Below are 24,639 nucleotides of genomic sequence, written 5' to 3'. Positions count from 1 at the left end.
TTCCTTGGGTATGTTGTGGCCCATCTGGAATTACTCTGGGTAGCAACTTCCTTTCATACTATGCTCGGGGGTTCTATTTAGAATGAGCCAATACCAAGTAATTCATAACAAGTTGCTGAAATACATTCCGGGCGCAAAATCGCGCCCTCCACCGGACAGCCTACACTGCGTTCCGGCTGCCGTTTAGCAAGACGCTAAGTTTTATACACATGAAAGAACTTACTGACTATTTGGTTTCAAATCTTGGGTTTTCTAGAACTAGATTTGATAAATTGAAGGGGAGTACCTACCAAAAGGACGGCTACACTCTTTCGGTTACTTCTGGTTGGGCGGGACGCTGGGAGGAATTTTTGTGCTTCAAACTTGAAAAAGATGGAGATGAAGTGTTCTCGATTAATTATCAAGTTGATACTGAAGGCTATAAAAGCAAGCCAAAGATTTACTCTGCTAAAGAGATTAACCATGACCTTAAAAGAAAGCTAGAAGAGGTTGAAGTTTGAGCAGTTTCAAATATTGTCCAGTCTGTAGCCACAAACTTGAAGAACGATTAGTAGAGTCAGGTTATAAACTATGCTGCAGTACTAATGCTTGCGAGTTTATCTTCTGGGAAAACCCTACTCCTGTTGCAATCGTTCTGGTGGAACATGATGGAAAATACATTGTGACTCATAACGTTGAGTGGCCAGATTGGAAGTATTCTTTAGTCTCTGGCTTTATTGATACTAACGAAGATCCACAAAAAGCCGCAATGCGTGAAATTCGCGAAGAACTAAATTTAGAAACTACCTATATTGAACTTATCACGACCTCAATATATGAAAACCTTAACCAAGTAATGATCGGGTACTATGCTAGAGCAGAGGGTGAAATCATCCTCAACGAAGAGAATGATTCATACAAGTTGCTATCTCGCAAAGAGTTAGAGTCTTGGAGCTTTGGGAAGGGTTCAATACCACTGATCAAAAAATGGCTAGCGAAAGAAAATGCATAACAAGGGCCAGCACAATCGCCAAATGCAAAAACCAGCATTTGGCTGGACTCGCTACACTTCGTTTCGCTCGCCTGTGTGACCGGCGTTATGAGCTTGGTGAGTCATGTTTAAGCACATTGTGAAAATTATGGCCTTTTTGTTTTGTGGGTATGCTATGGCTGATGGGCTTCCTCGAAATACAGAGGTAACACCAGAAAATGCCGAGTCGCTTTCCATTCAACTGAAAAAAATTGATTCGGGAAGCGCAGAAAATTATCTGTATCTTCTTGAGTTTTCCGACAAACTTGGGAATTGCATGGCTGGCCGAGTTCAAACCAGTCTAATGCTTGCTAAAAACGAAATTTCAGGCTCTTCGATGGACTATCAAGTCGGTAGCTCTAAACCAACTGTTTTGCTCCACATGCCCGCGTCCGGATATGACATGGCTGTTACTTTGCAGTATTGCTGTTCAACGGGCTTGTATCCTGGCTGTGAGAAATCAATCTCAATCAGTTCAGTTAAGAGTTTTGCGCCACAGTGAAGTTCGCTCATAACAATCGCAAGCAGGATGCTCCGGCCCTGCGGGCCTCCGCGGGACGCCCAACGCTATGCACATTCTGTGCGGGTCGCTGCGCTCCCATTTTCGCACAAAATGTACACAGCATTGGTTGCCCCTGTTGCGGGCGTTAGCTCAAAGACTTACCCACGTTTAGTAGACACCCTGTATAGTTAGGTTTAGGCCTAACACGGAGGTGTATCATGGGTAAGAAAAGAACTCAGGCGTATACGGAGGAGTTCCGCAGAGAAGCAGTTAAGAGAGCGGAAAAGCCTGGAGCAACAACGGCTTCTGTGGCGCGAGAGCTAGGCATCAGCGCACAGCAGATCTACAACTGGCGTCGTCAATTTAATCGGCTGTCTGATAAACAGTTCAATAGTTTAGACGGTGTCGACTATTCCAAACAGGAAAGTGCTGAAGTTCGCAAGCTCAAGAAGGAGCTGCATGAAGCTCGTCAGGAGGTTGAGTTTCTAAAAAAGGCAGCTGCGTACTTTGCGAACCACCAAGAGTAAAGTACGCATTGATACAAAAGCATGTAGGGTCATTCCCGGTTAGCTTGATGTGTCGGTGTTTAGAAGTCTCAAGATCGGGTTATTATCGATGGCGGGGGCGATTGCCATCTGCTCGCACGATTAGAAAGATACGAACAATCGAGAAAATCCGAGAGACGTTTGTTGAGTTTAAAGGTCGTTATGGCGCGCCTAGAATTGCTTGCGAGCTTCAAGAGTTAGGTGAGTCATGCTCGCGGAACTACGTCGCTAAGCTTATGCAACAGGAGCATATTAAAGCGAGAAACGGCAAAGGCTTTCGATATAGTCAGCCCGTAGAGGGGAGCATTAACGTCTCCGCCAACTTACTTAAGCGTTGCTTTGATGTGGATCGACCCAATTGCCGCTGGACCAGTGACATTACGTATATCTGGGTTCTGGAGAGGTGGCTATACCTCGCGGTAGTTATGGATCTGTACTCTCGACGTATTGTAGGTTGGGCATTTGACTCGCAGATGACCGATGAATTGACACGTCGAGCATTGAAAATGGCCCTAGAGCGACGACCAATAAAGCCTGGGCTGCTAGTTCACTCTGACAGGGGTGTGCAATATCGATCGCAGAAATACCAGGATCTCTTGTCCGAAAGCAAGTGCAAGCCGAGTATGAGTCGCCAGGCTAACTGTTGGGATAATGCGGCAATGGAATCATTCTTTAGCAGGCTAAAAGTCGAGCTGGTCTATGCCGTAACATTCGAAAGCGAAGAGCAAGCAAAATCTGAGGTGTTTGAATACATTGAGATTTTCTACAATAGGGTTCGTAGGCACTCTGCATTGGGCTATGTAAGTCCAGCAGAGTACGAACGAAAATACGTATAGTTAGAGTGTCTACTTTTTGTGGGCAAGACCACTCACCAAGTATTTAGAAAATGAAGTTAACGGATAGATTAAGAAAAATATTTAGAGAGTCAGAAGAAGCTTTTGGCCATTCAGATTCCGCTGGAACGCCTTGCTTGGTTCCGTATTGTGAGCAGATTGTTGAGTTATACCGAGCAAACTCGATGGAGAAGGGTAACGTAGAAAAAGCATTCATTGATGACTTTGAGCATCATCATGAATGCACCTGGGAGCTTGCCCAAGTTTGTATGTACCATTTAAAGCTTCCCAAGTATAAAGATTATCTGCAAGAAAAACTAAAAGTTGCTCACGACAAAAACGACTGGCGCAGTACGGCAGTGATATCCAATATCCTGAATGCTTATGAGGAGCCTTTTGAAGATAAGGCGTTGTTTTATGGAGCACAAAGCTAACAAGTTGCTCAAATTCGTTCCGGCCACAAAAGGCGTGGCCTCCACCGGACAGCCTACACTACGTTTCGGCTGCCGTTTAGCAAAGCGTTAGGCTCGCAAGAATCGAACTATGCATGAGAAAATAAAAGAACTACTAAACAGATTCTCTGAATGGGAAGGCAGTTTAACTGAAACTCAAGATGAGGTTTGGCCCTATCAGTTAATATCTCCTACGGGAGATACAAAACTGAAGTTCTCCTACTATGATCGGCTGGTAGTCAAGTTTGAGAGAGTGTCTATCGAGTTCTGGACAGCTTCAGAGGCTTTTGAAACTTTAGAGAATATAATCAACGAAAAGCTAGTGACCATTGAATATCTTATCGATAGAGATCTAGCGAAATCTCTTAAGCAAGATATTCCGGATAAAATACCAAACTACATGGGTGGTTCGCTATGTGGAATCAGTGAGATACCTGAGACAAACAGCGAATGGCACTTTGCTAATACTATTAAAGTGACTTCTTGGCTGGGAACATATAGTTTAATAAAGAAATCAGTTTATGTTGAATAACAAAAGCCTAACAAGCAAAGGCAGCATCGCCCTGCGGGCTGGAGAAACCTTCCCCCATTGAGTAGACGCCTACCTTTTGAATAGGGTAGGAAAAAATGCCGAAAATACTGAGTGAAGAGCGAGTTGTTGAATATTCAACAGAATTCAAAGTTAGAGTGGTAGCTCTCACTAATCAACTGAAAGTAGATACGACTACTATCGCCAACATTATTGGTTTGCATCCAGTAATGGTGTATAGATGGCGACAGGAAAGTAGAGAAGGCAAGCTGGTCGAGAAGCCCAGTCGTAGAATAAGTATGACAAAAACAACGAAAAATCGGTCTCAAACCGATGATAAAGAGATAAGACGTCTAAAAAAGCAGGTCGAGAAATTGCAAAAGGAGAATGATTTCCTAAAAAAGTGGGAAATGTACCTGAAAGATCCAAAGCTGAAAGATTCTCGTTCATAGCTCTTAATCGATCAGACTTTGGTGTCAGGTACTTATGTAGATACTTGAATGTTTCACCCCAAGGGTTTTATAAGTGGCTCAATCGAGATGAGAGCACTCGTGACATAGAGAATAGGCGAATTCTAGGGTGTATCGAAGCTATCTATACACAGCATGATGGTAATTATGGAAGTCCAAGAATTAGCGCAGAGCTGAAAGCTAATGGTGAACGAATAAATCACAAACGCGTTGAACGCCTTATGAGAGAGGCTGGAATCGTGGGGAAAGCTGGAAGGATCTATCGTCGACGCCCTTTGCCTGGAAATCCTTATATTAAGGTTGAAAACCTACAAAGAGAGCATGGTATGCCGAGTAAACCAGACTCTCAATGGGCTGGTGATGTAACCTATCTGAAGATCAATGGACAATGGCAATATTTAGCTGTGATTATTGATCTTTACTCCCGGAAAGTGTTGGGTTGGGAGTTGTCGGATACTCGAACTGTTGAGCTAACACTGTCAGCGCTAAATAAAGCTGTTCGTCGCAGAAATATAGAATCAGATCTAATATTTCACAGTGACCGAGGTTCTGAGTACGGTGCTTATGCATACCAAAGTCGACTCAAAGAACTGGGTATTGAGCCGAGCATGAACCGTCCAGGATTTATGAATGATAATGTGTATGTAGAATCATTTTTTCAAACACTGAAAACTGAGAGTTTCAAAGGATTTAATTTTGAATCCGTTGAGGAACTAAGAGCTAACTTAGCTTGGTATCTTGATAGGTACTATAACTTTAAAAGAAGACATGGTTCACTTGGGTTCAAAAGCCCAGATGAATATGAAAGAATGGCCGCATAAGATGAATATAAGGTGGCGTCTACTTTAAGGGGGGAGGCTTCGGACGCGCTAACGCGCGCCGCTGCTTTGGGCGTTATGTGTAGCTTATGAATAGAGATCGCGATTTAATCGAAGCGTTTGAAAATTTAGATCTTGTAGCTATGAGGTCTGCGATTGAGATGGGAGCGGATGTTAATTGCCCACACCCTGATGGCGGGTCAATATTATCTGTAGCTGTCGATAGCGCTATAGATAGCTGTATTCAGTCTGGAGGTGGTCCAGGAGATGAGGAGCTAGAATTCGTCGAACTCTTACTAAACAACGGTGCGGATATATTCTTTAAATTTGGTGATTCATCAAGTGCCATTGAATGTGCAAAAGCTTATAAATCAGCAAAAAACATAGTAGTGTATCTTGAGAGTTTTCACTCATAACAAGCGGCTGCATTTCGCTCCGGCCTGCGGCCTCCACCGGACTCGCTACGCTCGCCGATGAGCCAGGCGTTATGAGTAATCACATATGAATATCATCGAAGAGGTTCGAAATTCATGGGGATGGACAGGAATTGTCCCTATCGATGTTATAGATGAAAACTCATTTGGAAATATCATTCTTAGAGATATTGAAGGAAAAATCTGGAGGTTATCTCCAGAAGACGTTTATTGTAAGGTTATTTCCGAGTCTACTGAAGATTTTAGAGTCTTAGTTAAACAGCCGGATTTTATAGAAGATTGGTACATGGAAGAAATTGCATCGGACGCTATAAGTAGGCTTGGGGTTCTTCCTGAAGGTAGAAAATATTATCTTGTAATACCTGGTGTGTTAGGTGGTGAATATTATGGTGATAATGTTCAAAGCATATCGTTTGTCGAGTTAATCCGTGTTTCTGGAAGCTACGGATACCAGCTGAAAGATCTAAAAGCTGGTGATAAAGTTGATCTTAAAGTGATCAATGCACCCTCATAACAAGGCCATGAACTCGGATTTGGGTAAAGCGTCATCTTTTTCGCTGACGCAAAAAAGCCGCCACTTTACCCAAACCGGTTATGGCGGCGTTATAGGGCATGGAGAGATCTCAGTATGAAAACAGAATCTTTGCTAAATATATCAATCGCGATAATGGCTCTTGCTATCTCTTACATGGCTTATAGTTACACTATAGAATCGAGAACTAGCGATAATAAAACACGATGGAATCTATACCTTCATGAGTATCAGCTTGACCTTCTTAACCAGGTAAACCTTCTGAACTGCTACCAGTATTTCCACGATGGAAAAGATAGGCACCCTGCATCAGAAACATTGATGATTGATGTAAAGAAAAGATTTGATGACAGTAAATGGGATGAAAGTACAGGTGCAAATGAATTCCAGGAAAGAATAATTAGCTTTTCAAGCTACCACCGTGAAAACAAAATGAGAATTTACAGCCACCTCGTAGAGCTGCGTGCGCCTATGAAGCCTGCAGTCAGACAGAATGCAGATAATATATGTAAAGGGTCATTTGCAAGCCTATAACAAGGCATTGCAGCACGACGGGCAAAGCTGGGCGGCGGCTGAATGCGGCGGTAAATTCCTATGAGTAAGAATCAATATCGAACACTAATTGTATTATCGCTAGCCATAGGCTTACTATCTGGCGTATATGACTATATCTGGCCTGACCCAATAACTGATCAGGTTTTTGATTATGTTGTTGAGATTGAGCCAGAGATTGAAGGCACAAAACTTGTTGCGGCTGGCGTATTGGCTGTTGTTGCCATCATTATGGTGCTGGTTTCACTGATCGGCCTGCTTTTATTCAAGTCATGGGCAAGGCATGTTTATGCTGCTGGATTTGTTACTACATTTGCAGTGTATCCATTCATGGGTATCACGGTTTACAGCGGTTTTAGCCAAGTGCTCTATGACATATCTATGCTGCTGTCTGGCGTGCTACTGGCATTAATGTATTACTCACCTGTAGCGCTGTACTATGAGCAAAAAATTTAACAAGTACAAACAGGTTGCTGCGGGCCTTTGGCCCTTCGCGGGACAGCCTACGCTACGCTCCGGCCGCCCCTGTTGTAGTCGTTAAAACATCCAATGATCGAATTCATACAATCCATCACTGAGAGTGAACTTAGGTTTATAGCGAAAAGTGACTACGGCACAGATGCTGACGATTACTATAAAAGCCTTAAAAGCATTATCTTCGCTCAGGGCTGCATCATGACAACTAGCCAAAGTTATGTTCCCGGAGAAGTGATATCTTTATGCTCAAACTATCCTACCGAAAGGCATGAGCGTGAGTTCACAATATGTAACTTGTTAGTGATCATTAATCGGGGTGTATTTCACCTTAAAGACTCTGACTTAGAGTCAAAGCTCGAGGCCAATAGAAGCCTCTATAGAAGTCTTGGAGCTAAGTACTCAGACCTCATACTTGGTGCATACAGGTGGTCTGGGTTTTAACAAAGCCGGGCAATTTACTCCGGGCCTACGGCCCTCCGCGGGACAGCGTACCTTGTGCACCTTTTGCGTAGGTCGCTGTGCTCCCAGTTTCGCGCAAAATGCGCACAAGGTAAGCTGCCCCTGCCGGCGGCGTTATTGTGGCGGTCAATATTTAGATGTTTTGTAGCTGCTGCAAGCATCAATCTCTATCTGAGCACACTTTTCCTGAGAGTTTTCCTGCAAGTTGGTACCGCAGTTCCGTTCCAGTGCCTTCGCTTTCAGTCAGTAAGCCCTACAAGCCTGCTAGGCCATCGTTGAGTGCCAATCGGATAGTTATCCGGAGGGGAAAATATGGTATTTTCTCCTGTAAATTTATCGGGCAGTGGCCAGCCAAAGTTGGCTGGCAGAGAGCAAGTAGGTCGTTCAGTGCGCGCCAGCTATAACTAGGCCAGGCAAGATCGCCCAGCCGGAGGCTGGGCTGGACAGCCTACGCTCCGCTTCGGCTGCCCTTGCTGGCAACGTTAGGTGAATATGAGATCAATACTTTTAACTATTTTTTTAGCTCTTACTTCACAAGCGACTGCTTGTGGTGAGTGTGATCTTGTAGATACTTTGAGCCGGATCTCTGAATTCAAAAATATTTCACGAGAGAAACTTTCGCTAGCCATTGACCAGGGAAAGTGGAATAAGTGGAAAAGCGCTTATGCGCTTTGCTACAAAGAAGAGTCTTCACAATGTTACTTAATTATCTTCGGGGCAGGTGACCTGCATGTAACCGACATGAGTAAAATCGAACATGCAAATCTCGGTAAATTAGGTGCACCAGGAACTAAGTATGAAAACGTAAAAACAACAGTAACTAAATGGTTTTATTCGGACGACAGGTTCTTTCAGTTAGAGCTAAAAACCGTTGCTTATAGAGATGGACAGAGACTTACAGTAACAGAACCTGTATTTGTAAAGAAGAATGGCGAACTTATTTATCGGTAAGTCACCTAACCTAGCCAGGCAGTACGCTCCGGCGCTGCGCGCCTCCGCAGGACGGCCTACGCTATGCGCTGCGCGCACACACACAGCGTAGGCCGCCTCTACTGGCAACGTTAGGTGTACTCGATGGAGTTTGGAATGGAAGCATTATTCGTCGGCGCAGGCACAATCATTCAGGCAATAGGTCCCTGGATGGCTATAGCCCTAGCTATAGGTGCGCCAGTCGCAGTGGGTAGCATTGTATCGAAGCTAACCTTTGGTTCGTATGCTCTCCATCGCAACAAGTACATTTTAGTTTCAACGCTTACTATTGCTGCTTTACTGTTTTTGGTGGTGTCAATATCCGTCGTCGTTTTGGGGCAGTGGGGTTAGCATCATACAAAAAATCGGGGATGGTTTCATGGTGCTATACTGCGAGTCCGTACACCATACAAGTTTAGGTATGCTCGCCCGGCAAAAAGCCGCCGGGCAGGACGTCCACTATTCCGCTTCGCTCCATAGCGGCCGCCCATGCTAAAGGCGTTATATTTAAATCATATGAGAAAAAATTGTAATCTTTGTAGTGTTGTCAATTTCTTATGCTTTTGGGGTGATATGCCTCAAGCAAACTGGAAACGTCCAACACTCTTTATACTCAGCTTTATTGCCCTAGTGGGCGGAGGCTATGGAGTATATTGGGTAGCCCAAAGCGAAGGACCTTTAGATATGGTTACAAAGTCACTTTGTATTTTTCTTGGCTTTCTATTTTTCCTTGGGTTGGTGACTTCAATCTGGGGTTGTAATCGGTGTGTGGCTCGTGTCTTTGGTAGTGCATAAATATAATAAGCGGTTCAATTCGTTCCAGCTGCGAAAAACGCAGCTTTCACTGGGACAGGCTACGCGTTGCTCCGCTTGCCCATTAACCGGGCGTTAGGGCAATTGGTGGATGAACGTATTTAAGAGGTTAGAAGAGCTCAGTAATGATGGTAGCTTCTACCTGAAGGCCCTTGATTTGAGTTTTCAACCATTTGAAGTAGAAAGTGATCTTTCTATCTTTAGTGCTCTAGCTACTGAGCTTGAAACCGAACATGCAGGTTATGAAACTCTGCTACTTGATGTGAATTGGCGTTCGCACTTAATTGCATGTATGTGCCTCATTGTCTCGGAGAATAAGTCGCATCTGGAAGAGCTAAAGAACCGCTTCAAAAATGGTAGTATGGTTAGCCCACAAATTGCTGTTGTAATGGCTCGCCTTCATTTCAGGGAAATGATGGACTTTTTTCCCAGCTATATAAATGGCGGGCATGGGCCGGAGTCTTCTACCCAGATAGGGGCGGCACTAGTACTCTTGCAATCGATGTTCGTGCGTGAATTCACGTTTCCAAAATCACAGCTGAACATTGAGCGTTTCTGCTTAGGGCTGTCGGTTGCACAGCATCATTCTGGGTTTTGGCTTAAGCACAGAGGCAGTGCCCGGGGTTAGCCCTAACAAAGCGCTGCAAGGCGACGTCTTACTTTGTGCATTTTATGCGCAGTTGCTTTGCTCCTATTTTCGCGCATAAAGCGCCCAAAGTAAGCCGCCTCTGAGCGCGGCGTTAGCCTCTAAGCCATGAATAAATTCTTAGTAGTCTTAGCTCTATTGATATGCCCGCCAAGTGGGCTGGCAAGCTGCTGGATTGAGTATACGAAGAAAACATTATCTGAAAGAATAGAAGAGTCGAATTTTACCTTTCGTGGAGAGGTTCAATATCGAAAGGCTACCGTATCGCAAGAAAAAGGGCATGAAGAAAGAATAGAGTCTATTGAAGTTCTATTTGATAAGGTCGAAGATCTTAATGGAAATAGAATTGAAAAAATCTATCTAAAACTTGATACAGCCTGTACGTGCAAATACGACTTTCAAGTCGGGGTAAGATATGTGGTTATCGGAGATAAGTCAGGCGCTCGGATTTCGGTTCAGAATTGTAATAATATCCTTACGGAGCAAATCTATGAGTTGCATCAGAAATTCGAGCTTGGTGGCAAAGGCTAACAAGTAGGTGATGTTCGTTCCAGCCTCTGCATGGCTTCCATATACCACTTATGACTATGCCCATTCATATAATAAGAACATGAAGATCAAGCCAGTGAAGATCGAGTTCCCTGAGCCTTACTACAAAATAGAGGGAAGTTCTGCTGTAGTAGTTTACGGCAACTATATCGATGAGCTGTTTCTTTTGAAGCAAAATGGTATTTTAAAAGCTCGTGGGGACTTTCAGTAAAAAAGCTAACAAGCAATGGCAGCATTGTCTAGACTATGAGAGATAAACGAGCCATATTTGCGACAGTTGAACTCTGGTACTGCGAGCACAAAGGCATTCTGTTCGCAATCTTGGTTACGCTGGGAATTGGAGTGCTCTTCCAGTATGTCGGTTTTCCTAAAAGCACTGAGCTTGTTTCAGGTGTCGCGCATGCTCAGGTTTATGGTGGCAGCCAAACTGGAAATGATCCTAAACTCTTGGTCAAATTAGCTAACGGCAACTTAGCTCATGTGGGGGTAAGCTCTCCTGGCCAAGTAAAAATAGGCTCAGAGCTGTGCCTATATAAAAAGACAAGTCATGCAGGAACAGTACATTTTTCAATTAAGGCAGTAGGTAAATGCACATAATAAAGTTAGACATGTGACGTTTGCTGCGCGACCGCACATATTAAAGGTGTTAAGGTTCTCCATGAATAAGCTCGTCACTCTATTATTACTAAGTAGCAATACTTGCTTAGCTCAGGATCTAGTAGGCACCTGGGAGGATAGGAGTGGGGGCATATTTGGTGGTGAGTCAGGCTGGGACGAGTGTGAGTTTAGATATGACAACACTTTTAAGTGTACAAACTATCCAAAACTAGGCTGTTTGGTTTTACCTTTTGAAGGAGCTTGGGAGTTAATAGGTAACACTCTCATTCTTCGCTTGGATGGTTCTTATATAGTAAAGGCTCATATTGCCGAGATTGATAAGGATTTCTTTAGAGGGCTGGTAGAAAATGGCAATAAATTTACGTTTAGCAGGCAAAAGCCTTAACAAGGCAATGTAGCTGACATTTTATTTTGTGCGTTTTTTATACCGTTGCTGCGCTCCAATATGTATGTTAAATGTTCGCGAAGCAAGCCGCCGCTGATCTTAACGTTGTGAGAATAAGAATAAGAATAAGAATAAGAATATGAAGAGCATTCCAATAATATTTACTCTCACTATTTCTCTCATGTCCGGAATTGCGTCGGCAACAATAATTTATGTAAAGCCAAATTATCCTTTAGAGGCACTTAAAAATTGCATAGAGGGGTGGGTCGAGTTCGAAGTGACGGTAATGCCTAGTGGTTTTTTTGAAAATGTTAAAATCATAGATTCTTATCCTGAAGGCGTATTTGATGAGGCGGCTAGAAAAGCTCTTATGAAATACAAGTTAGTGCCTGGGGAATTAATAGGTGTGACTGTCCCAGTTCATGGCGTGAAGCGCAAAATAAGCTACAATCTGGACGGCGAGTGTATACAGAAATAACAATCATGGGCAGCGAGTCTACGGCCCTATGGGTCTCTGCAAGGTGTTAAGTGATACAAGAGGGGCGAATGAAATCATTCATAATTAATTTTTTCGGCCTAGTCGGATCTTGGTATATGATCGATCTTACTTCCGAAAATTTTCTTAACTCAGTTTTTGCCCCGTTAGTATTCACTGGCTTCCTAATTTCCAGTGTGCTGTGGTTTATTGTAAAGTTTGGAATAACTCAGGGCTCTAGCTCTGGCGCTTACCTTGGCAGTGGATATTCAGGAAATTTTGGTGGTGGAGATGGTGGAGATGGTGGAGATGGAGGCGATGGAGGCGATGGTGATGGTGGGTGTTAAATTACTGAACAAGCACATATTATTTGCCGCTATCGCGGTCGAATGGCTTACGCCACGCTTCACCCACTGCAAGTGCGAATGTTATGTAAATACTCTGTAATCGAGTAACCATTGATAGCTATGTCTTCAATTTCGAAAAATAAAGAAGAATTAATCTCCTCAATTGAAAATTCTTATGAAAATTTATTTGCTGATTATATGGGGGTTCCCAAGGAGCTTTCGAGAGAGATTGGTGTCGAAGGTAATATAAAAAATACAGAAATAAGCGTTTCTGATACTATTTCATACCTGATCGGTTGGGGAAGTCTTGTCCTAAAATGGCATGAGCTTAGGGCAAATAATCTCGAAGTAGATTTTCCAGAAAAAGGTTACAGCTGGAATGAGCTTGGGAAGCTAGCGCAGCACTTTCATGCATCCTATAAGGATTGGTCTTATAAACAGTTGCTAACAGAATTCCAGTTTACAATACAAAAAATACTGAAGCTTGTAGACTCGTTGAGCAATGATGAACTTTATGGACACAGTTGGTATAAAAGTTACACCCTTGGGAGGATGATCCAGTTTAATACTTCATCTCCAATGAAAAATATCCGCACAAAGGTGCGCAGGTTTAAGAAGCAAAATAATATCAAGTGAATTCATACAACCTGTAAACCCAGATGACGCCTAAGAAGTACCTAATTTAAGCGTTTTGTTCGAGGTGAAGAATGAGCAGTGAAACAAAAAATGTACTGCTAAGTGCATATACAGCTATAGGGCTTCCTATATCAGGTATTTTGCTTTTTTTTGCATATATTCTTACAGACAAGACAGTGCCTAGCGTTCAAGATTATGTAATTGCTACGATATGTGTATTTGTCAGCTTAAGTAGTATTTATCTATATAAGAAATTGAGCGCTAGAGAATCTGACCCACCATTAACTATTCGTACTGCGATTAATGGTGTTTTGTATATTGTAGCAGTAATAGTAATTACAAGTATCATATGGTAATCCTCCTACACAACAAGGGGTTTCAGTCGACACCCAAAGCTACGCACTTTTGAGTGTAAGGTTGCTGCGCTCCCCTTAATACACAAGTGGCGCTTCGCTCCTGGCGCGCCTGAATCCGACATTATGAGCTAAACGAACTATGTTTAAGCATGTTCTAACATTTTTATTTTTAGCGCTTTGTGGCGAATCTATGGCCTATGGCCCAACTAAAAATACTGAAGTAACACGAGTAAATGCTGACTTGCTGTCTATTAAGTTGGAAAAATAGATTCTGGAAGTGTTGATACTTTTCTATATCAGCTTGAGTTTGCTAACAAACTCGAAAGTTGCTTAGCGGGAGGGGTTCAAACCTTTCTATTGATTGATAAAAAGGAAATTTCAAGCTCTTCTATGGATTATAAAGTCGGCAGTGAGCAACCCAGTGTTTTACTTCATATGTCTGCATCGGGTTATGATATGGCGATAACTATCCAGTATTGCTGCTCAGAGGGAGTATCCCCCAGCTGTAAATAGTCACTCTCAATCAGTTCGGTCATTGGGATTATGTCCCAGTGAGAGGCTCTCATAGCAAGTGACTATGGTTGCTCGTCAATTTTTTAAGCCATACTTTCATCCCAGTAGGTGTTATTTTTCATGGTCGTATTTAGGGGGGGTAGTCTGCTTTCTCCATGCACAAACAAACTCTAATTCGAGTCTTTCTGTAGACTCTGCTAATATTCTTTGAGATTGAGTGGCATCCTTAATGACTTAATGAAATTTTTATTGGTGACACTAAAGAATTGGCCTGTAGATCTCACATGAATATCGAGTTATTTATTGTCGGTATCAATTCTGACATTGATCTATTGAGGTTTCATACGATAAGCTATCTCCACCTTGCTATTCGGGTTTGAGGTCCACATAACTTTCTGAGTTGTGCCTTGCGGATATCTGTCACGTTCGTACTCTTTAATGGTCTATATAAACTAATCGGTTCAGCAATGAACTGTGACTCACAAGGTCTTCGGTGGCCACCGAAGATGGCTCCCAATTTACCCGTTAGCGAAAAGTACTTTCAATATCAGAATCGGGCAAGAACAACCACACAAGGTGCTGTCACCGGCTCCAGCGCGAATGCGTCTCTGTGGGTGAGCTTAGCGTTATGAGGAAACTATGGTAACTCCAATAATTATTCTTTTACTGTTGTCTAGTCCCTTAGGTATCTCTTTTATTTATTCAAAGTTTAGCGGCATGCCTCTGAATGTTAAAAAGTACGCCTATTGGGGATTGGGAATAACCTTCATATTCTTCTGCGTTGGGCACTTTGTTAAAACGGAGGGCATGGTGGAAATGTTACCGTCTTGGGTCCCTTTTCGCCTAGCAATAATCTATCTCACTGGATTGATTGAGCTATTGATAGGTGTTGCTCTTTTTGTGCCAAGATATCAGCTCCATGCTGCATGGCTTGCTATTGTAGTTTTCGTTATTTTCTTTCCTGCAAATATATATGGGGCATTAAACGGTATTGGTCTTGGCGGGCATCAACGGGGGCCTGTTTATTTGCTATTACGTGCGCCACTGCAAATCATACTAATTGCATGGGCATATTTTCTGTGTGTGAAAGGTCATAACAATTTAAAGCAGTCGACCACTAATGCAGTCGGCTGATTGAAGTATTGTGTGTAAGACCTGCGCACACTTAATATGACCCCCGTATCGTTCGGTTTTTAAGCTTGCTTTAATTGAATCCGGTAGAACAAATTGGAATGAAGATAAATAAGCACTTCTTTTGAATTAAGTACTAAAATTCTTTGTAGAATAAGATCGTGAATTATAGAAAAATACTTAAAGAAAAAGGGTATGGCTTCCATTAGCAATTTATGGCTACTGGAGGTTAGTATGAGCTATTCCGACTACTTTCGTTATCCTCATACAAAAAATGAAATGAAGCAATTTCATGCTTCTAGTATAAATGAAGTTGGTGTTTCTATTAAAATTAGAGGGCGTCGACATCCTAAGTGTTTGCCCAATTCTTGGGATGGTTATTATCGCAGTAATATGCGGCTCAGGAATTGGAAGACTTATCGAAAGCAGCAATGGAATTAGATGGTGCCAAGTTTTAGTAAATCGAATCAAACAGACCTGCTGAAGCACAGATATGTTTGAATTGTTATTTTTTTAAAAAGATCGGATGAAATATAGAATATTATTTGCGGTAGGTTTTTTGTTGGGTGTGTTGTTCCAATTTCTTGGTGGGTTGTGATTTTTATTCAACTGAGTGGTTTGATAAAATCAATCATATTGGTTGTCGCTGCTTTGATAATGATAACTTCGATGTTTATTTCAAGTTAGGAAATAGACGAACCGTTTCGGTTTAGTAAAATTTACAAAAGCAGGTGGAAGCCCAAGCTTAAACGTTTTCAACATTTTGGTGTTTTGTCAATAGGAATCAATGCTCCTATATTCATGTGGGTTTTTTTTAATTATTTGGAGTAAAGCATAACAAATTGCTGAATCCTATGTTCTGCTCGCTTTTTGCTGTAGACCAAAGCAGCTTTATCCCGGTGATGGCCTGAGTAAAGCGTTGCGCTTATGAGTAGGTCTATGCTACAACTCAGATATGTGTAATCGAGAGGAATAAAAGATGATGAGTTCTTTGGAAGTGGCAGAGTATTATTTCAAACTCTCAAACGAAAGTAACTTTGATGAAATCACAAAACTATTTTGTGAAAGCTCCACATTCAGGTCAGGAAAAGGAGATCTATTCTTAGGTGTGAATGACATCATGTCTGTGCAGAGACTTCATCATGGTATGTTTTCAAAGCTTGAGTGGGAAGTATGCAGTGTTACTGAAACCAAACCCGGGATAGTTCATTTCAACTTTAACTTTTCAGGTGAAACACATGCTGGAGAGAAAGTAGAGTATTCCGGTTTGGAAGATGTGGTTGTATATGGTGGTAAAATTCAGCACGTTCAAATACAGCGTCTGTGATACCTTATAATCCCATGTCATGCAACCTATCTTTTGCTGCATGCATGGGTCAAAATCAGGCAAGTGAACCATGTAAGTTAAAGCATGAAGCTTTGAAAAGCTGATCTCGTTTTGCCCCCAAAAAAAGCCTCCAACTTCATAAGTCCGGGTTCGAGGTGTTAATAAAAAGACTAGCCTGCCTGTAGTAGGTATCCGGTATCGTTAGGTTTAATTGGGAGTTAATAGAAATTTCTGCGGGGAAGTCTTTCACCTGTTAAAGCTGGAGAAGTGTTTAAAGTACTTCTCCAGTTTTTCTTAGGCTGCCAATCAGCATTTCGCAAATTATTAGCTCACAAAGTGATGGTGTTCTGCTAAAGAGTATATGGTTTATGGGTTGATTAGATGGAGACTAATTAATCCATACCCTGGTATAAACCCGCTTCTGATTCGGAGTATCAATAAATCCATCCCGATCATGTAGGACTTTGGTGTTGTCAACAAAGACCATATCTCCAGAGTTCATGTAGAAGCTTAATGTATTCTCCGCACTGTTTAATTCCTTATCTAGTATATCCAGAGCCTTAAGTACTTCTTTTGATAAAGGCTGGTTTACACGCTGATGGCCTTTCTCAATCCAGTATCGCATATAACGAATACTGAGCTTTTCGTTTGAATATTCGAAAATAGGAAAACAGTTCTCAAGTATGCTTTTTATGTTTTTGTCACTGCCTGGAGTAACTAAATCCCTAATATAGTTGTTGTACAGGACCTCTAGTTTTTGTGGGGCAGTTTTTCGTAAGTTTTCATGAACTTGAGCCGCAGAGACGATTTTCGATTTTCCACCCTCAACTGCCGGAGTAAGGCAGCATAATCCAAGTATCTTTGGTTGTACGGTACGTTGTGAGCTATCAGTATGGACGCCAGTGGGTGCATTTGTCTGAGACACAGGAATAGCTTCGCTAGTATAGTCTTTTCCTGTGTCGAGAATCCCATAAAGCCGGCCATAAGTATCTATAGTATTGCCCATTGCCAGGCTAAGCTTTAGAAATAGTAGGTTAAGCGTTGGCTTGCTTAATGATTCCTCGCCCTGTATCCATGCCACACCACTACCATGTTCTATTTCATGTTTTATCTGGTTGGCAAGTTGGTCGAATTCAGGTGTGGCAACTGATTCTTGGGTCAGATTTTCAATCGGGTTGTTTTGTTGTTTGGCCCAGCTCTCCAAAGCCTCGACTTCATATTTCCAGTTTGAAGGCCACAGAAACTTCCAGTTGGAAGTTGCGGTCATATCATTAGCAGTCCAGGCTTGAGCTTGAACTACTTCACTTGGGGCTAAGTTAGTCATTTACTTGCACCTTAAATAATACGTGTAGTGGATAGCCGGCTAGTGGTGAGAAAAAATCTGGATCTAGGTCAAGGTGCTCTTGAGTTACTGAGAGTTCTTGAACGGTTGGCAGGGATTTAAAACCAGCTTGTGCCAGAGCTTCAAAATAGTGTGAAAAATTTTTATGCACGCATCGTACTGAAACTGGCTTGCCGTCTCTGCGCCATATTTTTCCTTCAAATGTTTGATCTATACCATCTAAATAAGTCATGTTGCCGTGTTGAAAGTAGAATGGAGGAACTTCTTCCCTCATGAACGGAAGGCAAGGGTGAGGCACTGTAAAAATAAAGGTACCCCCTTTATTTAGTAGATTCTTGACCTTGCTTATCACTTTTGTCATTTCTTCTATGGTTAGATAGTTGAAAAGAAATACAGCGATAGCATGGTCAAATTTATCTCTAGGGAATTCTGTAAATGTAACGGCATTTCCAACTGCATATTCTGCTTTCGTCAAGTTTCCAGCAGAAGCCGTTTTCTTTGCCTGGGAAATCATCTCTGAGGAAGAGTCAACACCAAAGATTGAACCTGCTCCCTTATCAAGTAGCATCCTGGATACATAGCCTTCACCGCAGCCCATATCCAATATGTTTTTCCCGGAGATATCTCCGATTGCCTCCAAAACTTTGGGGCGAGCGGTGAAATCACTGAGTAGGATTTTCTCCGAGCGGTTCCAGCTGTGAGCTTGTTTGTTATAGATGGTTTCAGTTGATAGTGGTAAGTTCATCCCGAACTGCTCCTTCAATTTTAGGGATAAAGTATGCTATGCAGTGGTGTGTGTATTAGTGTTTACTACATGGCTGGTGAAATTTTAGGTATTTGCGGCTTTAATTATTTAAGTTTAATTGCTGTTTTGATAAGGCTGGCATTTTAAATATATAAAGTTAGTCATTACCAGGAAATCCACTTGGTGTTTTGTTGTATTCTGCAGCTTGTTTTGCGTGGGCATGCTGGCAGTTTTTTATTGTTTGATTTTGTTGCTTGGTTGAGTATGCAAAGCTGGAGGAGGATCCTCAAAGTCTTTTTGTTGAGATAGAATATTCATAGCTCATATTTTATTTATATTTTTCATGCCGGCTCAGGTTAGCAGTACTGTTATTTTTAGAATTGATATATGTCAAATAAAACTTATTTTTTGGGGTTGAATTTAATGGATTAAATTCGCCTTAAGAAGCTGTTTGGGTAGGGGGTGATGTAATCAGGAGTTATGTTTTAGCTTGTTGTATTCAATTCTCTTAGGTTGGATTGCTGTGCCTGATTAACGGCGCCTCTAGTTCCCCATATTCTTGGCGTCTCGATACTTAGGTTAATTTTTTAGGATATCTCTTCCTTGGCTAATCTGATGTTATTGTGGTTTTGATTCTGCTGGCGTCTAGGCATCTTGTTGAGCGTGATTTGATATGAGAGCAACCGCGATTGATTCGGTCGTTTTTTGCGATATTTTTAGTACTTCAGCAATGCGGAAGATTTTCTCGGATGAACAGCGTGTTCAGCGCTATCTCGATGTTGAAGCGGCGCTGGCCAAAGTACAGGCCCGGTTAAAAATAATCCCTGCAGAGGCTGCAGAGGACATTACTCAACACTGTGATGCCAAGCAGATAGATTTTGTAAAGCTTAAGGAGCAAACGGAGCTGATTGGTTACCCGGTGCTGGGTGTTGTAGAGCAGCTAGTGGCACTGTGTAGTCGAGATTTAGGGCAGTGGTGTCATTGGGGGGCTACTACTCAAGATATTACGGATACGGCAACCGTCTTACAGATTAGGTCGGCGCTTGAAATTGTTGAGACGGAGGTCAATGGGATTGCAGATGCTTTAGCGAGCCTGGCCAAGCGTTTCAGGGATACGCCTATGATTGGGCGCAGCAATCTTCAACAGGCGGTACCTATAACGTTCGGCTACAAGGCGGCTGTTTGGTTGGCTGGTATTCATCGCCATCAAACGCGCTTAAAAGAGATAAAGTCTCGGGCGTTTGTAGGGGAATTTGGTGGTGCGGCGGGTAATCTTTCTTCCCTGGGGCATCAGGGGCTAGAAGTTCAAAGAGGAATTATGCAGGAACTCGATCTCGGAGTCCCTTGTATCGCCTGGCATACGATGAGAGATCGCGTTACCGAAGTGGCTTGTCTATTGGGGCTGATTACTGGCACCTTGGGAAAAATAGCCCTCGATATAAAACTAATGGCACAGACAGAAGTCGGGGAGGTGGCGGAGCCCCTTATATCTGGCCGGGGAGCGTCTAGTACAATGCCCCAAAAACACAACCCTCTATCAGCAGTTCTTATCAGCGGTACTGTCCCAGTGGTTAGACAGCAGGTTGCCTCTTTGCTGGAAGCGATGGTTGAAGACCATGAGCGGGCTACGGGCCCGTGGGAAATAGAGTGGATTGTTCTGCCGGAAATATTCTGTCTTACCGCATCGGTATTATCCCAGGCACGTTTTGCGCTAGAAGGACTTCAGGTATTTCCAGAAAAAATGATGCGAAATTTGGAAATGACTGGAGGTTTAGTGCTCTCTGAGGCTGTAATGATGGGACTGGGACCGAAACTGGGGCGTGAGAATGCCCACGATTTGGTTTACCAGATTTGCTGCCAGGCAATGGAGACGGGTCGTCCTTTTTCTGACTTGTTAAAGGAAGATAAGCAGGTGTCAGGGGCTCTCTCTGATGCGGAGTTAGATCAGCTTCTTGACCCTCATAACTATCTTGGATCATGCGGGGAGATGGTTGATGCAACGCTTGCTGGAAATGAGCGCTGACTCAGTAACCTGCCGTTTCCCAATTGTCACTGCTAGCTGCTGTCGATTGATTCTTGTGTCCGCTGCTCTTAGTGCAAACTCTCTAAGATTAGAGTCTAAATATTTATCTTGGCTGGTTTTTATTTTTTCAGTCAACTATTTTTTTTAAATAGATACCTGAAGAAAATGTAGGTTGTTTATTTAAAGATAGGGATTCTATAGCTGGAAGAAACTTAAAAATTAACACAATCAAGAATCGATTCTTATTACTTGTGGTGTAACATATACAGTAATTTATTCGGTTCATGTTGTATTTAAGTGGTGATCTGAAGGGGTGGGATGATGGGCAGGTTTAAACTGGCATTGGCACAGTTGCCGTCAGTGAAAGGAAATATAGAACGCAATATTGAGTCACATATCCATGCTGTAAAAGTCGCAGTAAGGAAAAAGGCCTCTATTGTGGTGTTTCCCGAGCTTTCTTTAACTGGTTATGAGCCGGATCTGGCTGAACAATTAGCGGTTAAGATCGACGATCCACAGTTAAGCCCTCTAGCGGAGGTGGCAGCTGACAGTGGTGTTTGGCTAGTTGTGGGTGCGCCTATTCGTCAGAAGAATGGTATTGCGATCGGTTCGCTCGTATTTTCTCCTCAGGGTGAGATTTCTGTTTATTTGAAAATACATTTGCACCCAGGAGAAGAAAAGTGGTTCGTTCCCGGATCTGAATATCTATCACTGAACATCGAAGGTGAGACCGTAGCTCTGGCTATTTGTGCAGATGTGTGTAACCCAGGTCATGTTGCCACCTATGAAAAGCAGGGGGCTTCAGTTTATGTGGCAGGGGTATTGATTACTCCGACGGGATACCCGGAGGATAGTCAACAGTTGGCAAATTATGCTTTAGAGCACAATTTATTGGTGGCTATTGCGAACTTTAATCAGCCGACAGGTTGTTATTCCACAGCCGGCTGTAGTGCAGCTTGGAGCCCCGAAGGTGAGATTGTCAGCGCGAGTGATACAGCCAGCCAGCTAGTTTGCGTTGAGCGTGGCGATGAAGGGTGGTGTTCGGAAATTGTCTCTCTTTAATTGTGCAGTTCTATAAATGGTAGTTGCCAATAGCTCGCTTCATTTACTCGCTTCCAGCTCTGCTACTAAAGCTGTCACCAATCCGGCTGCGGGCAGGGCTCGTGCGAGAGGGGCTCCTTGTCCGGCCCATTGAACGGCATATTCGTCATTGCCCGCTTTTGCAGCTGCTTGAGCCAGGGCTTTGCCCGCGGAGTAAGCGATCGGGTAATCCGGCAGAGGGGGAGCGCCCTTACTTAGTGCTTTATAGAATTGGTTGCTGATACCGCGAGCGGGGCGCCCGGAAATATTGGCGGTGATCTCTGTGTGCTGTGCGCGCTCACTTTGCAAGGCGCTGCGGTAGCTGTCGGAGGCCGCAGATTCCGGACAGAGGACAAATGCGGTTCCCATTTGCACGGCACTAGCCCCGAGAGATAGTGCAGCGCGAATGCCAGCGCCATCCATAATGCCACCCGCAGCAACGATTGGTAGGCTACTGTGGCAACACAGCAATCGCACCAGCGCCAGAGTTCCAATTTCCTGGTCGCCCTCTGGGTGGAAGACCCCCCTATGCCCACCAGCCTCAATACCTTGGGCAATTAAAACATCGATATCAGCATCCTCAGCCAGTTTGGCTTCTTGAGGAGAGGTTGCCGTGGCCATCAAGATAATCCCTGCACCTTTTAGTGCGGCGATAAACTCTTCTGACGGTAGGCCAAAGTGGAAGCTGACAACCGGTGGCTTTTGCTCGAGCAAAACTTCCAGCATGGCCTTATTGCCGATAAATGTTGAGTAGGGTTCATTGATCAGCTTGGGAACCGGTGCATCGAGGGCGGCAAAATGTGGGGCGAGATGGGAAAGCCAGGCTTGCTCCCGTTGGGGATCTTTTGTCGGGGGCTGGTGGCAAAAGAGGTTTACATTAAAGGGGTGCTCGGTCTGGTCGTGAGTACAACGAATTTCATCTACGGCTTTTTCCACTGAGCAGGCGCCGAGTCCAAGTGAGCCGAGTCCTCCTGCATTGGATACAGCGGCGGCGAGAGCGGGTGTGGATACCCCGGCCATGGGTGCTGCAAAGATGGGATGGGAAATTCCGAGTTTTTCGAGTAATGGATTCATGGCCCTGCCTGTGAGTTGCGCTCCCCTTCTGGGCCACCTTAGTGCAGATTGTGCGAGGTAGCTATACCTCGCAGGCGTTACTGCTGCAAAAGTTTTTGGGGAGCGCGAACAGCAATCCTAGGTGGATTGCTTACAGGTGCAGGTTGAAACCGATGTATGGTCCTTTGATTTCAATATCGCTCTGCAAGTCGTCGAGCTCTTCCAGGTCGAGAGTCATTACGCGGTAACCAGCTTCGATAGCAAAGTCGACAGCCGGTACAAAATCCCAGCGCACTTTAGCTGTCAGGTCGGTATGGGTATCGCCACGGTAGGCTGTTGCATTGCCTTGGGCAATTACAGACCAGCCGGTAAATGGAAGATCAAAGCGCGCCATGCCGTAGGCCATTGGCAGGTAGCCAGTGAGGTCGACAGTCTCTGCCTGGGTATCGCTCACTGCGGTAAATTCACCGTCATACATACGCGCGGTCAAACCGACATCCAGGTTTACCCAGTTGTCCAAAATTTCGTAGTAAAGGGTAGCGTCGGTATGGGTGAGGTTCAGATCTGTGCGGATTTCTGAATTGGCAGTGAAGGTTTCATCATCAAAAGTAACGGAGGTGGCCAGGGTATCGTCACCGTCGGTATCGATATTGCTGTGGGCCAAAAGCACATTGGGCACCAGGGGAATGGGGTGTTCCAGGGCAACCTGCAGGAAGGTAATGTTATCTTCCGAGAGGGACAGGTTATCCAGCTTATATTCGTCGGTACCGATATTACCGCTATAGCCTGGCAGCCATGCGCCGGCGGTAGCATCAAGGCCGAGAATAGTATCTGCGCTTGCGGTGCCGCAGGCGAGGAGGGTACTCAAGGCAAGTGCGGATTTCTTCATTGACTTCACTCCGTGATGAATTTGTCGCGGAGTTTACAGATAAATTTTTCCCGTGCCGTGGCTAAGTTGCACATTTTTACAAATCTTTAACGTTTTGCACTGGTAAAAATGGTGCGTTTGGGTATTGCCTGTTAGTAAATTGGTCGCTTTTTTCCTGCCTCACTAAATAGCTGCTTCGAACAACATCTGTTGTAGCGCGCTGGCGGGATTGCTCAGTGTTCGGCCCCGGTGACTGATTACGCCAAGGTTTCGCAGTACTTGCAGCTTTTTGACTGGCAGCACTGCCAGGCTGCTGTCCACCAGTGTGTGGGGCAGAACACTCCAGCCGAGACCGACACAGGCCATCATCTTAATGGTTTCCAGATAGTTGGTTGCCAGCTTCGCGGTGAGTTTTAACCCCTGGGCATCAAACTCTCTTTTGATCAGGCGCCCGGTATAGGTATTCATATCCGGCAGTATGGCGGGATAGTTGGCGAGGTCGGTGAGTTCCAGTTCCGGCAATTTTGCCAGGGGATGATCCGGGGCCGCCACCACAACACAGGGGTCGGGCCAGATCACTTCGGCATTCAGGTGCGGATACTCCTTAAGTGCCAGGGTGACCACGGCCAATTCATATTTGGCGGCCATCAGGGCTTCGTAAGCTTGTTCCGAGTCGACAAAATCGATGTCCAAGGCAACCTGTGGGTAGCGGAAACTGAACTCTTTCAGCACTGGAGGTAGATGATGTAGACCCACGTGATGGCTGGTGGCGATACGCAAGCTGCCGCTGACCGAGTTGCTCAAAGCGCGCAACTCCCGCTCGGTGTCGCTGATTTCATTAAGTATATGGCGGGCACGGGGCAGTAGGGCGCGACCGGCATCGGTGAGCTGCAATCGCCGCCCAATACGATCGAATAGAGGGGAGCCCAGTTGCTGCTCCAGGGCCGCCAGGCGCTTACTCATCGCGGGCTGGGTCAGGTGCAGCAGCTCGGCGCCTTCAGATACCGAACCCTGTTCGGCAATTGCCAGAAATGCCCGCAGCCACTGTAATTCCAAGCTGTTTCCCCTGAAGCGGTTTGTCGATAAAGGCTCAAATTGAGCCGCTGGATAAATGGCAGAGACGCCAGAAGATGGATATTACCCCAGTTTGG

The 24,639-nt window shown here is 44.1% G+C and carries 33 protein-coding genes; 28 read left to right on the top strand and 5 right to left on the bottom strand.

Annotation, left to right across the window (positions count from 1 at the left end; genetic code table 11):
- Positions 1-209 precede the first annotated feature (209 nt).
- The 26 genes from ACJJIL_RS15165 to ACJJIL_RS15040 all read left to right on the top strand — a co-directional run bounded on the left by ACJJIL_RS15165 (position 210) and on the right by ACJJIL_RS15040 (position 16,377).
- On the top strand, positions 210-500 hold the full coding sequence (locus ACJJIL_RS15165) for a hypothetical protein (protein WP_445354762.1): 291 nt from the start codon (positions 210-212) through the stop codon (positions 498-500).
- On the top strand, positions 497-991 hold the full coding sequence (locus tag ACJJIL_RS15160; protein ID WP_444895873.1) for an NUDIX domain-containing protein: 495 nt from the start codon (positions 497-499) through the stop codon (positions 989-991). Before ACJJIL_RS15165 ends, ACJJIL_RS15160 begins: the two co-directional genes overlap by 4 nt.
- Before the next feature lie 103 nt (positions 992-1,094).
- The gene (locus ACJJIL_RS15155) at positions 1,095-1,511 is read left to right on the top strand and encodes a hypothetical protein (protein WP_445360093.1); all 417 of its coding nucleotides are present in this window, start codon (positions 1,095-1,097) and stop codon (positions 1,509-1,511) included.
- A gap of 218 nt (positions 1,512-1,729) precedes the next feature.
- Positions 1,730-2,038 (top strand): transposase, encoded by a 309-nt coding sequence (locus ACJJIL_RS15150; RefSeq protein ID WP_445360092.1) that lies wholly within the window; start codon positions 1,730-1,732, stop codon positions 2,036-2,038.
- Positions 2,039-2,046: 8 nt separating this feature from the next.
- Entirely contained in the window at positions 2,047-2,892 is an 846-nt protein-coding gene (locus ACJJIL_RS15145) for an IS3 family transposase (protein WP_445360091.1), read from the top strand.
- A gap of 50 nt (positions 2,893-2,942) precedes the next feature.
- The gene (locus ACJJIL_RS15140) at positions 2,943-3,323 is read left to right on the top strand and encodes a hypothetical protein (RefSeq protein ID WP_445358792.1); all 381 of its coding nucleotides are present in this window, start codon (positions 2,943-2,945) and stop codon (positions 3,321-3,323) included.
- A gap of 109 nt (positions 3,324-3,432) precedes the next feature.
- Positions 3,433-3,873 carry a hypothetical protein gene (locus ACJJIL_RS15135; protein WP_445360090.1) on the top strand — a complete coding sequence of 147 codons (441 nt, stop codon included), beginning with the start codon at positions 3,433-3,435 and terminating at the stop codon, positions 3,871-3,873.
- A gap of 95 nt (positions 3,874-3,968) precedes the next feature.
- Entirely contained in the window at positions 3,969-4,322 is a 354-nt protein-coding gene (locus ACJJIL_RS15130) for a transposase (RefSeq protein ID WP_413662312.1), read from the top strand.
- Positions 4,274-5,161 carry an IS3 family transposase gene (locus ACJJIL_RS15125; protein WP_413662311.1) on the top strand — a complete coding sequence of 296 codons (888 nt, stop codon included), beginning with the start codon at positions 4,274-4,276 and terminating at the stop codon, positions 5,159-5,161. Before ACJJIL_RS15130 ends, ACJJIL_RS15125 begins: the two co-directional genes overlap by 49 nt.
- A gap of 86 nt (positions 5,162-5,247) precedes the next feature.
- A complete protein-coding gene (locus ACJJIL_RS15120; RefSeq protein ID WP_444915419.1) occupies positions 5,248-5,574 on the top strand; it encodes a hypothetical protein in 327 nt (108 codons plus the stop codon).
- A gap of 85 nt (positions 5,575-5,659) precedes the next feature.
- Positions 5,660-6,106 (top strand): T6SS immunity protein Tdi1 domain-containing protein, encoded by a 447-nt coding sequence (locus tag ACJJIL_RS15115; RefSeq protein WP_445354763.1) that lies wholly within the window; start codon positions 5,660-5,662, stop codon positions 6,104-6,106.
- Between the two features lie 114 nt (positions 6,107-6,220).
- Positions 6,221-6,658 carry a hypothetical protein gene (locus ACJJIL_RS15110; RefSeq protein ID WP_445360089.1) on the top strand — a complete coding sequence of 146 codons (438 nt, stop codon included), beginning with the start codon at positions 6,221-6,223 and terminating at the stop codon, positions 6,656-6,658.
- Between the two features lie 60 nt (positions 6,659-6,718).
- Positions 6,719-7,132: a hypothetical protein gene (locus ACJJIL_RS15105; protein ID WP_445360088.1), complete on the top strand. Its 414-nt coding sequence runs from the start codon at positions 6,719-6,721 to the stop codon at positions 7,130-7,132.
- A gap of 972 nt (positions 7,133-8,104) precedes the next feature.
- Entirely contained in the window at positions 8,105-8,563 is a 459-nt protein-coding gene (locus tag ACJJIL_RS15100) for a hypothetical protein (RefSeq protein WP_445354761.1), read from the top strand.
- Positions 8,564-8,698: 135 nt separating this feature from the next.
- On the top strand, positions 8,699-8,932 hold the full coding sequence (locus ACJJIL_RS15095) for a hypothetical protein (protein ID WP_445354759.1): 234 nt from the start codon (positions 8,699-8,701) through the stop codon (positions 8,930-8,932).
- A 553-nt stretch (positions 8,933-9,485) separates the two neighbouring features.
- Positions 9,486-10,022 (top strand): hypothetical protein, encoded by a 537-nt coding sequence (locus tag ACJJIL_RS15090; RefSeq protein ID WP_445360087.1) that lies wholly within the window; start codon positions 9,486-9,488, stop codon positions 10,020-10,022.
- Positions 10,023-10,148: 126 nt separating this feature from the next.
- The gene (locus ACJJIL_RS15085) at positions 10,149-10,571 is read left to right on the top strand and encodes a hypothetical protein (protein WP_445354757.1); all 423 of its coding nucleotides are present in this window, start codon (positions 10,149-10,151) and stop codon (positions 10,569-10,571) included.
- Positions 10,572-10,665: 94 nt separating this feature from the next.
- Positions 10,666-10,800 (top strand): hypothetical protein, encoded by a 135-nt coding sequence (locus ACJJIL_RS15080; protein WP_445360086.1) that lies wholly within the window; start codon positions 10,666-10,668, stop codon positions 10,798-10,800.
- Between the two features lie 35 nt (positions 10,801-10,835).
- Positions 10,836-11,186: a hypothetical protein gene (locus ACJJIL_RS15075; protein WP_445360085.1), complete on the top strand. Its 351-nt coding sequence runs from the start codon at positions 10,836-10,838 to the stop codon at positions 11,184-11,186.
- Between the two features lie 61 nt (positions 11,187-11,247).
- Positions 11,248-11,592, top strand: a complete 345-nt coding sequence (locus ACJJIL_RS15070) for a lipocalin-like domain-containing protein (protein ID WP_444905943.1) — start codon at positions 11,248-11,250, stop codon at positions 11,590-11,592.
- Positions 11,593-11,731: 139 nt separating this feature from the next.
- Positions 11,732-12,070: an energy transducer TonB gene (locus ACJJIL_RS15065; protein ID WP_445357976.1), complete on the top strand. Its 339-nt coding sequence runs from the start codon at positions 11,732-11,734 to the stop codon at positions 12,068-12,070.
- Positions 12,071-12,322: 252 nt separating this feature from the next.
- Positions 12,323-12,514 (top strand): hypothetical protein, encoded by a 192-nt coding sequence (locus ACJJIL_RS15060; RefSeq protein ID WP_445360084.1) that lies wholly within the window; start codon positions 12,323-12,325, stop codon positions 12,512-12,514.
- A 20-nt stretch (positions 12,515-12,534) separates the two neighbouring features.
- Positions 12,535-13,050 carry a ClbS/DfsB family four-helix bundle protein gene (locus tag ACJJIL_RS15055; RefSeq protein WP_445360083.1) on the top strand — a complete coding sequence of 172 codons (516 nt, stop codon included), beginning with the start codon at positions 12,535-12,537 and terminating at the stop codon, positions 13,048-13,050.
- Positions 13,051-13,121: 71 nt separating this feature from the next.
- Positions 13,122-13,406 (top strand): hypothetical protein, encoded by a 285-nt coding sequence (locus tag ACJJIL_RS15050; RefSeq protein WP_445360082.1) that lies wholly within the window; start codon positions 13,122-13,124, stop codon positions 13,404-13,406.
- Between the two features lie 1,152 nt (positions 13,407-14,558).
- Positions 14,559-15,053, top strand: coding sequence for a DoxX family protein (locus ACJJIL_RS15045; RefSeq protein WP_445360081.1), 495 nt, complete (start codon positions 14,559-14,561; stop codon positions 15,051-15,053).
- A 976-nt stretch (positions 15,054-16,029) separates the two neighbouring features.
- A complete protein-coding gene (locus tag ACJJIL_RS15040; protein ID WP_445360080.1) occupies positions 16,030-16,377 on the top strand; it encodes a hypothetical protein in 348 nt (115 codons plus the stop codon).
- 388 nt (positions 16,378-16,765) lie between these two features.
- Here ACJJIL_RS15040 and ACJJIL_RS15035 read toward each other — a convergent pair whose 3' ends face one another.
- Both ACJJIL_RS15035 and ACJJIL_RS15030 read right to left on the bottom strand, forming a co-directional pair.
- The gene (locus ACJJIL_RS15035; protein WP_445360079.1) at positions 16,766-17,701 is read right to left on the bottom strand and encodes a TauD/TfdA family dioxygenase; all 936 of its coding nucleotides are present in this window, start codon (positions 17,699-17,701) and stop codon (positions 16,766-16,768) included.
- A complete protein-coding gene (locus tag ACJJIL_RS15030; protein ID WP_444898081.1) occupies positions 17,694-18,464 on the bottom strand; it encodes a class I SAM-dependent methyltransferase in 771 nt (256 codons plus the stop codon). The genes ACJJIL_RS15035 and ACJJIL_RS15030 overlap by 8 nt, the downstream gene beginning before the upstream one ends.
- Before the next feature lie 673 nt (positions 18,465-19,137).
- On the opposite strand from ACJJIL_RS15030, the gene pcaB reads away from it, so the two are divergent.
- Together pcaB and ACJJIL_RS15020 are read left to right on the top strand one after the other, a co-directional pair.
- Positions 19,138-20,487 carry a 3-carboxy-cis,cis-muconate cycloisomerase gene (pcaB, locus tag ACJJIL_RS15025; RefSeq protein WP_445360078.1) on the top strand — a complete coding sequence of 450 codons (1,350 nt, stop codon included), beginning with the start codon at positions 19,138-19,140 and terminating at the stop codon, positions 20,485-20,487.
- A gap of 321 nt (positions 20,488-20,808) precedes the next feature.
- Positions 20,809-21,549 carry a carbon-nitrogen hydrolase family protein gene (locus ACJJIL_RS15020; RefSeq protein WP_445360077.1) on the top strand — a complete coding sequence of 247 codons (741 nt, stop codon included), beginning with the start codon at positions 20,809-20,811 and terminating at the stop codon, positions 21,547-21,549.
- Positions 21,550-21,588: 39 nt separating this feature from the next.
- Here ACJJIL_RS15020 and ACJJIL_RS15015 read toward each other — a convergent pair whose 3' ends face one another.
- The 3 genes from ACJJIL_RS15015 to ACJJIL_RS15005 all read right to left on the bottom strand — a co-directional run bounded on the left by ACJJIL_RS15015 (position 21,589) and on the right by ACJJIL_RS15005 (position 24,544).
- Complete coding sequence (locus tag ACJJIL_RS15015) at positions 21,589-22,641, bottom strand: NAD(P)H-dependent flavin oxidoreductase (protein WP_445360076.1); 1,053 nt, start codon at positions 22,639-22,641, stop codon at positions 21,589-21,591.
- Between the two features lie 130 nt (positions 22,642-22,771).
- Entirely contained in the window at positions 22,772-23,509 is a 738-nt protein-coding gene (locus ACJJIL_RS15010; protein ID WP_282931864.1) for a TIGR04219 family outer membrane beta-barrel protein, read from the bottom strand.
- 162 nt (positions 23,510-23,671) lie between these two features.
- Positions 23,672-24,544 carry a LysR family transcriptional regulator gene (locus ACJJIL_RS15005; protein ID WP_282931865.1) on the bottom strand — a complete coding sequence of 291 codons (873 nt, stop codon included), beginning with the start codon at positions 24,542-24,544 and terminating at the stop codon, positions 23,672-23,674.
- Positions 24,545-24,639: the final 95 nt, after the last annotated feature.

It is taken from the genome of Microbulbifer maximicatervae (SeqCode) (assembly GCF_052468095.1).
Note: the sequence above shows the minus strand (reverse complement) of the source record. Positions and strands in the feature narration are given on the sequence as shown.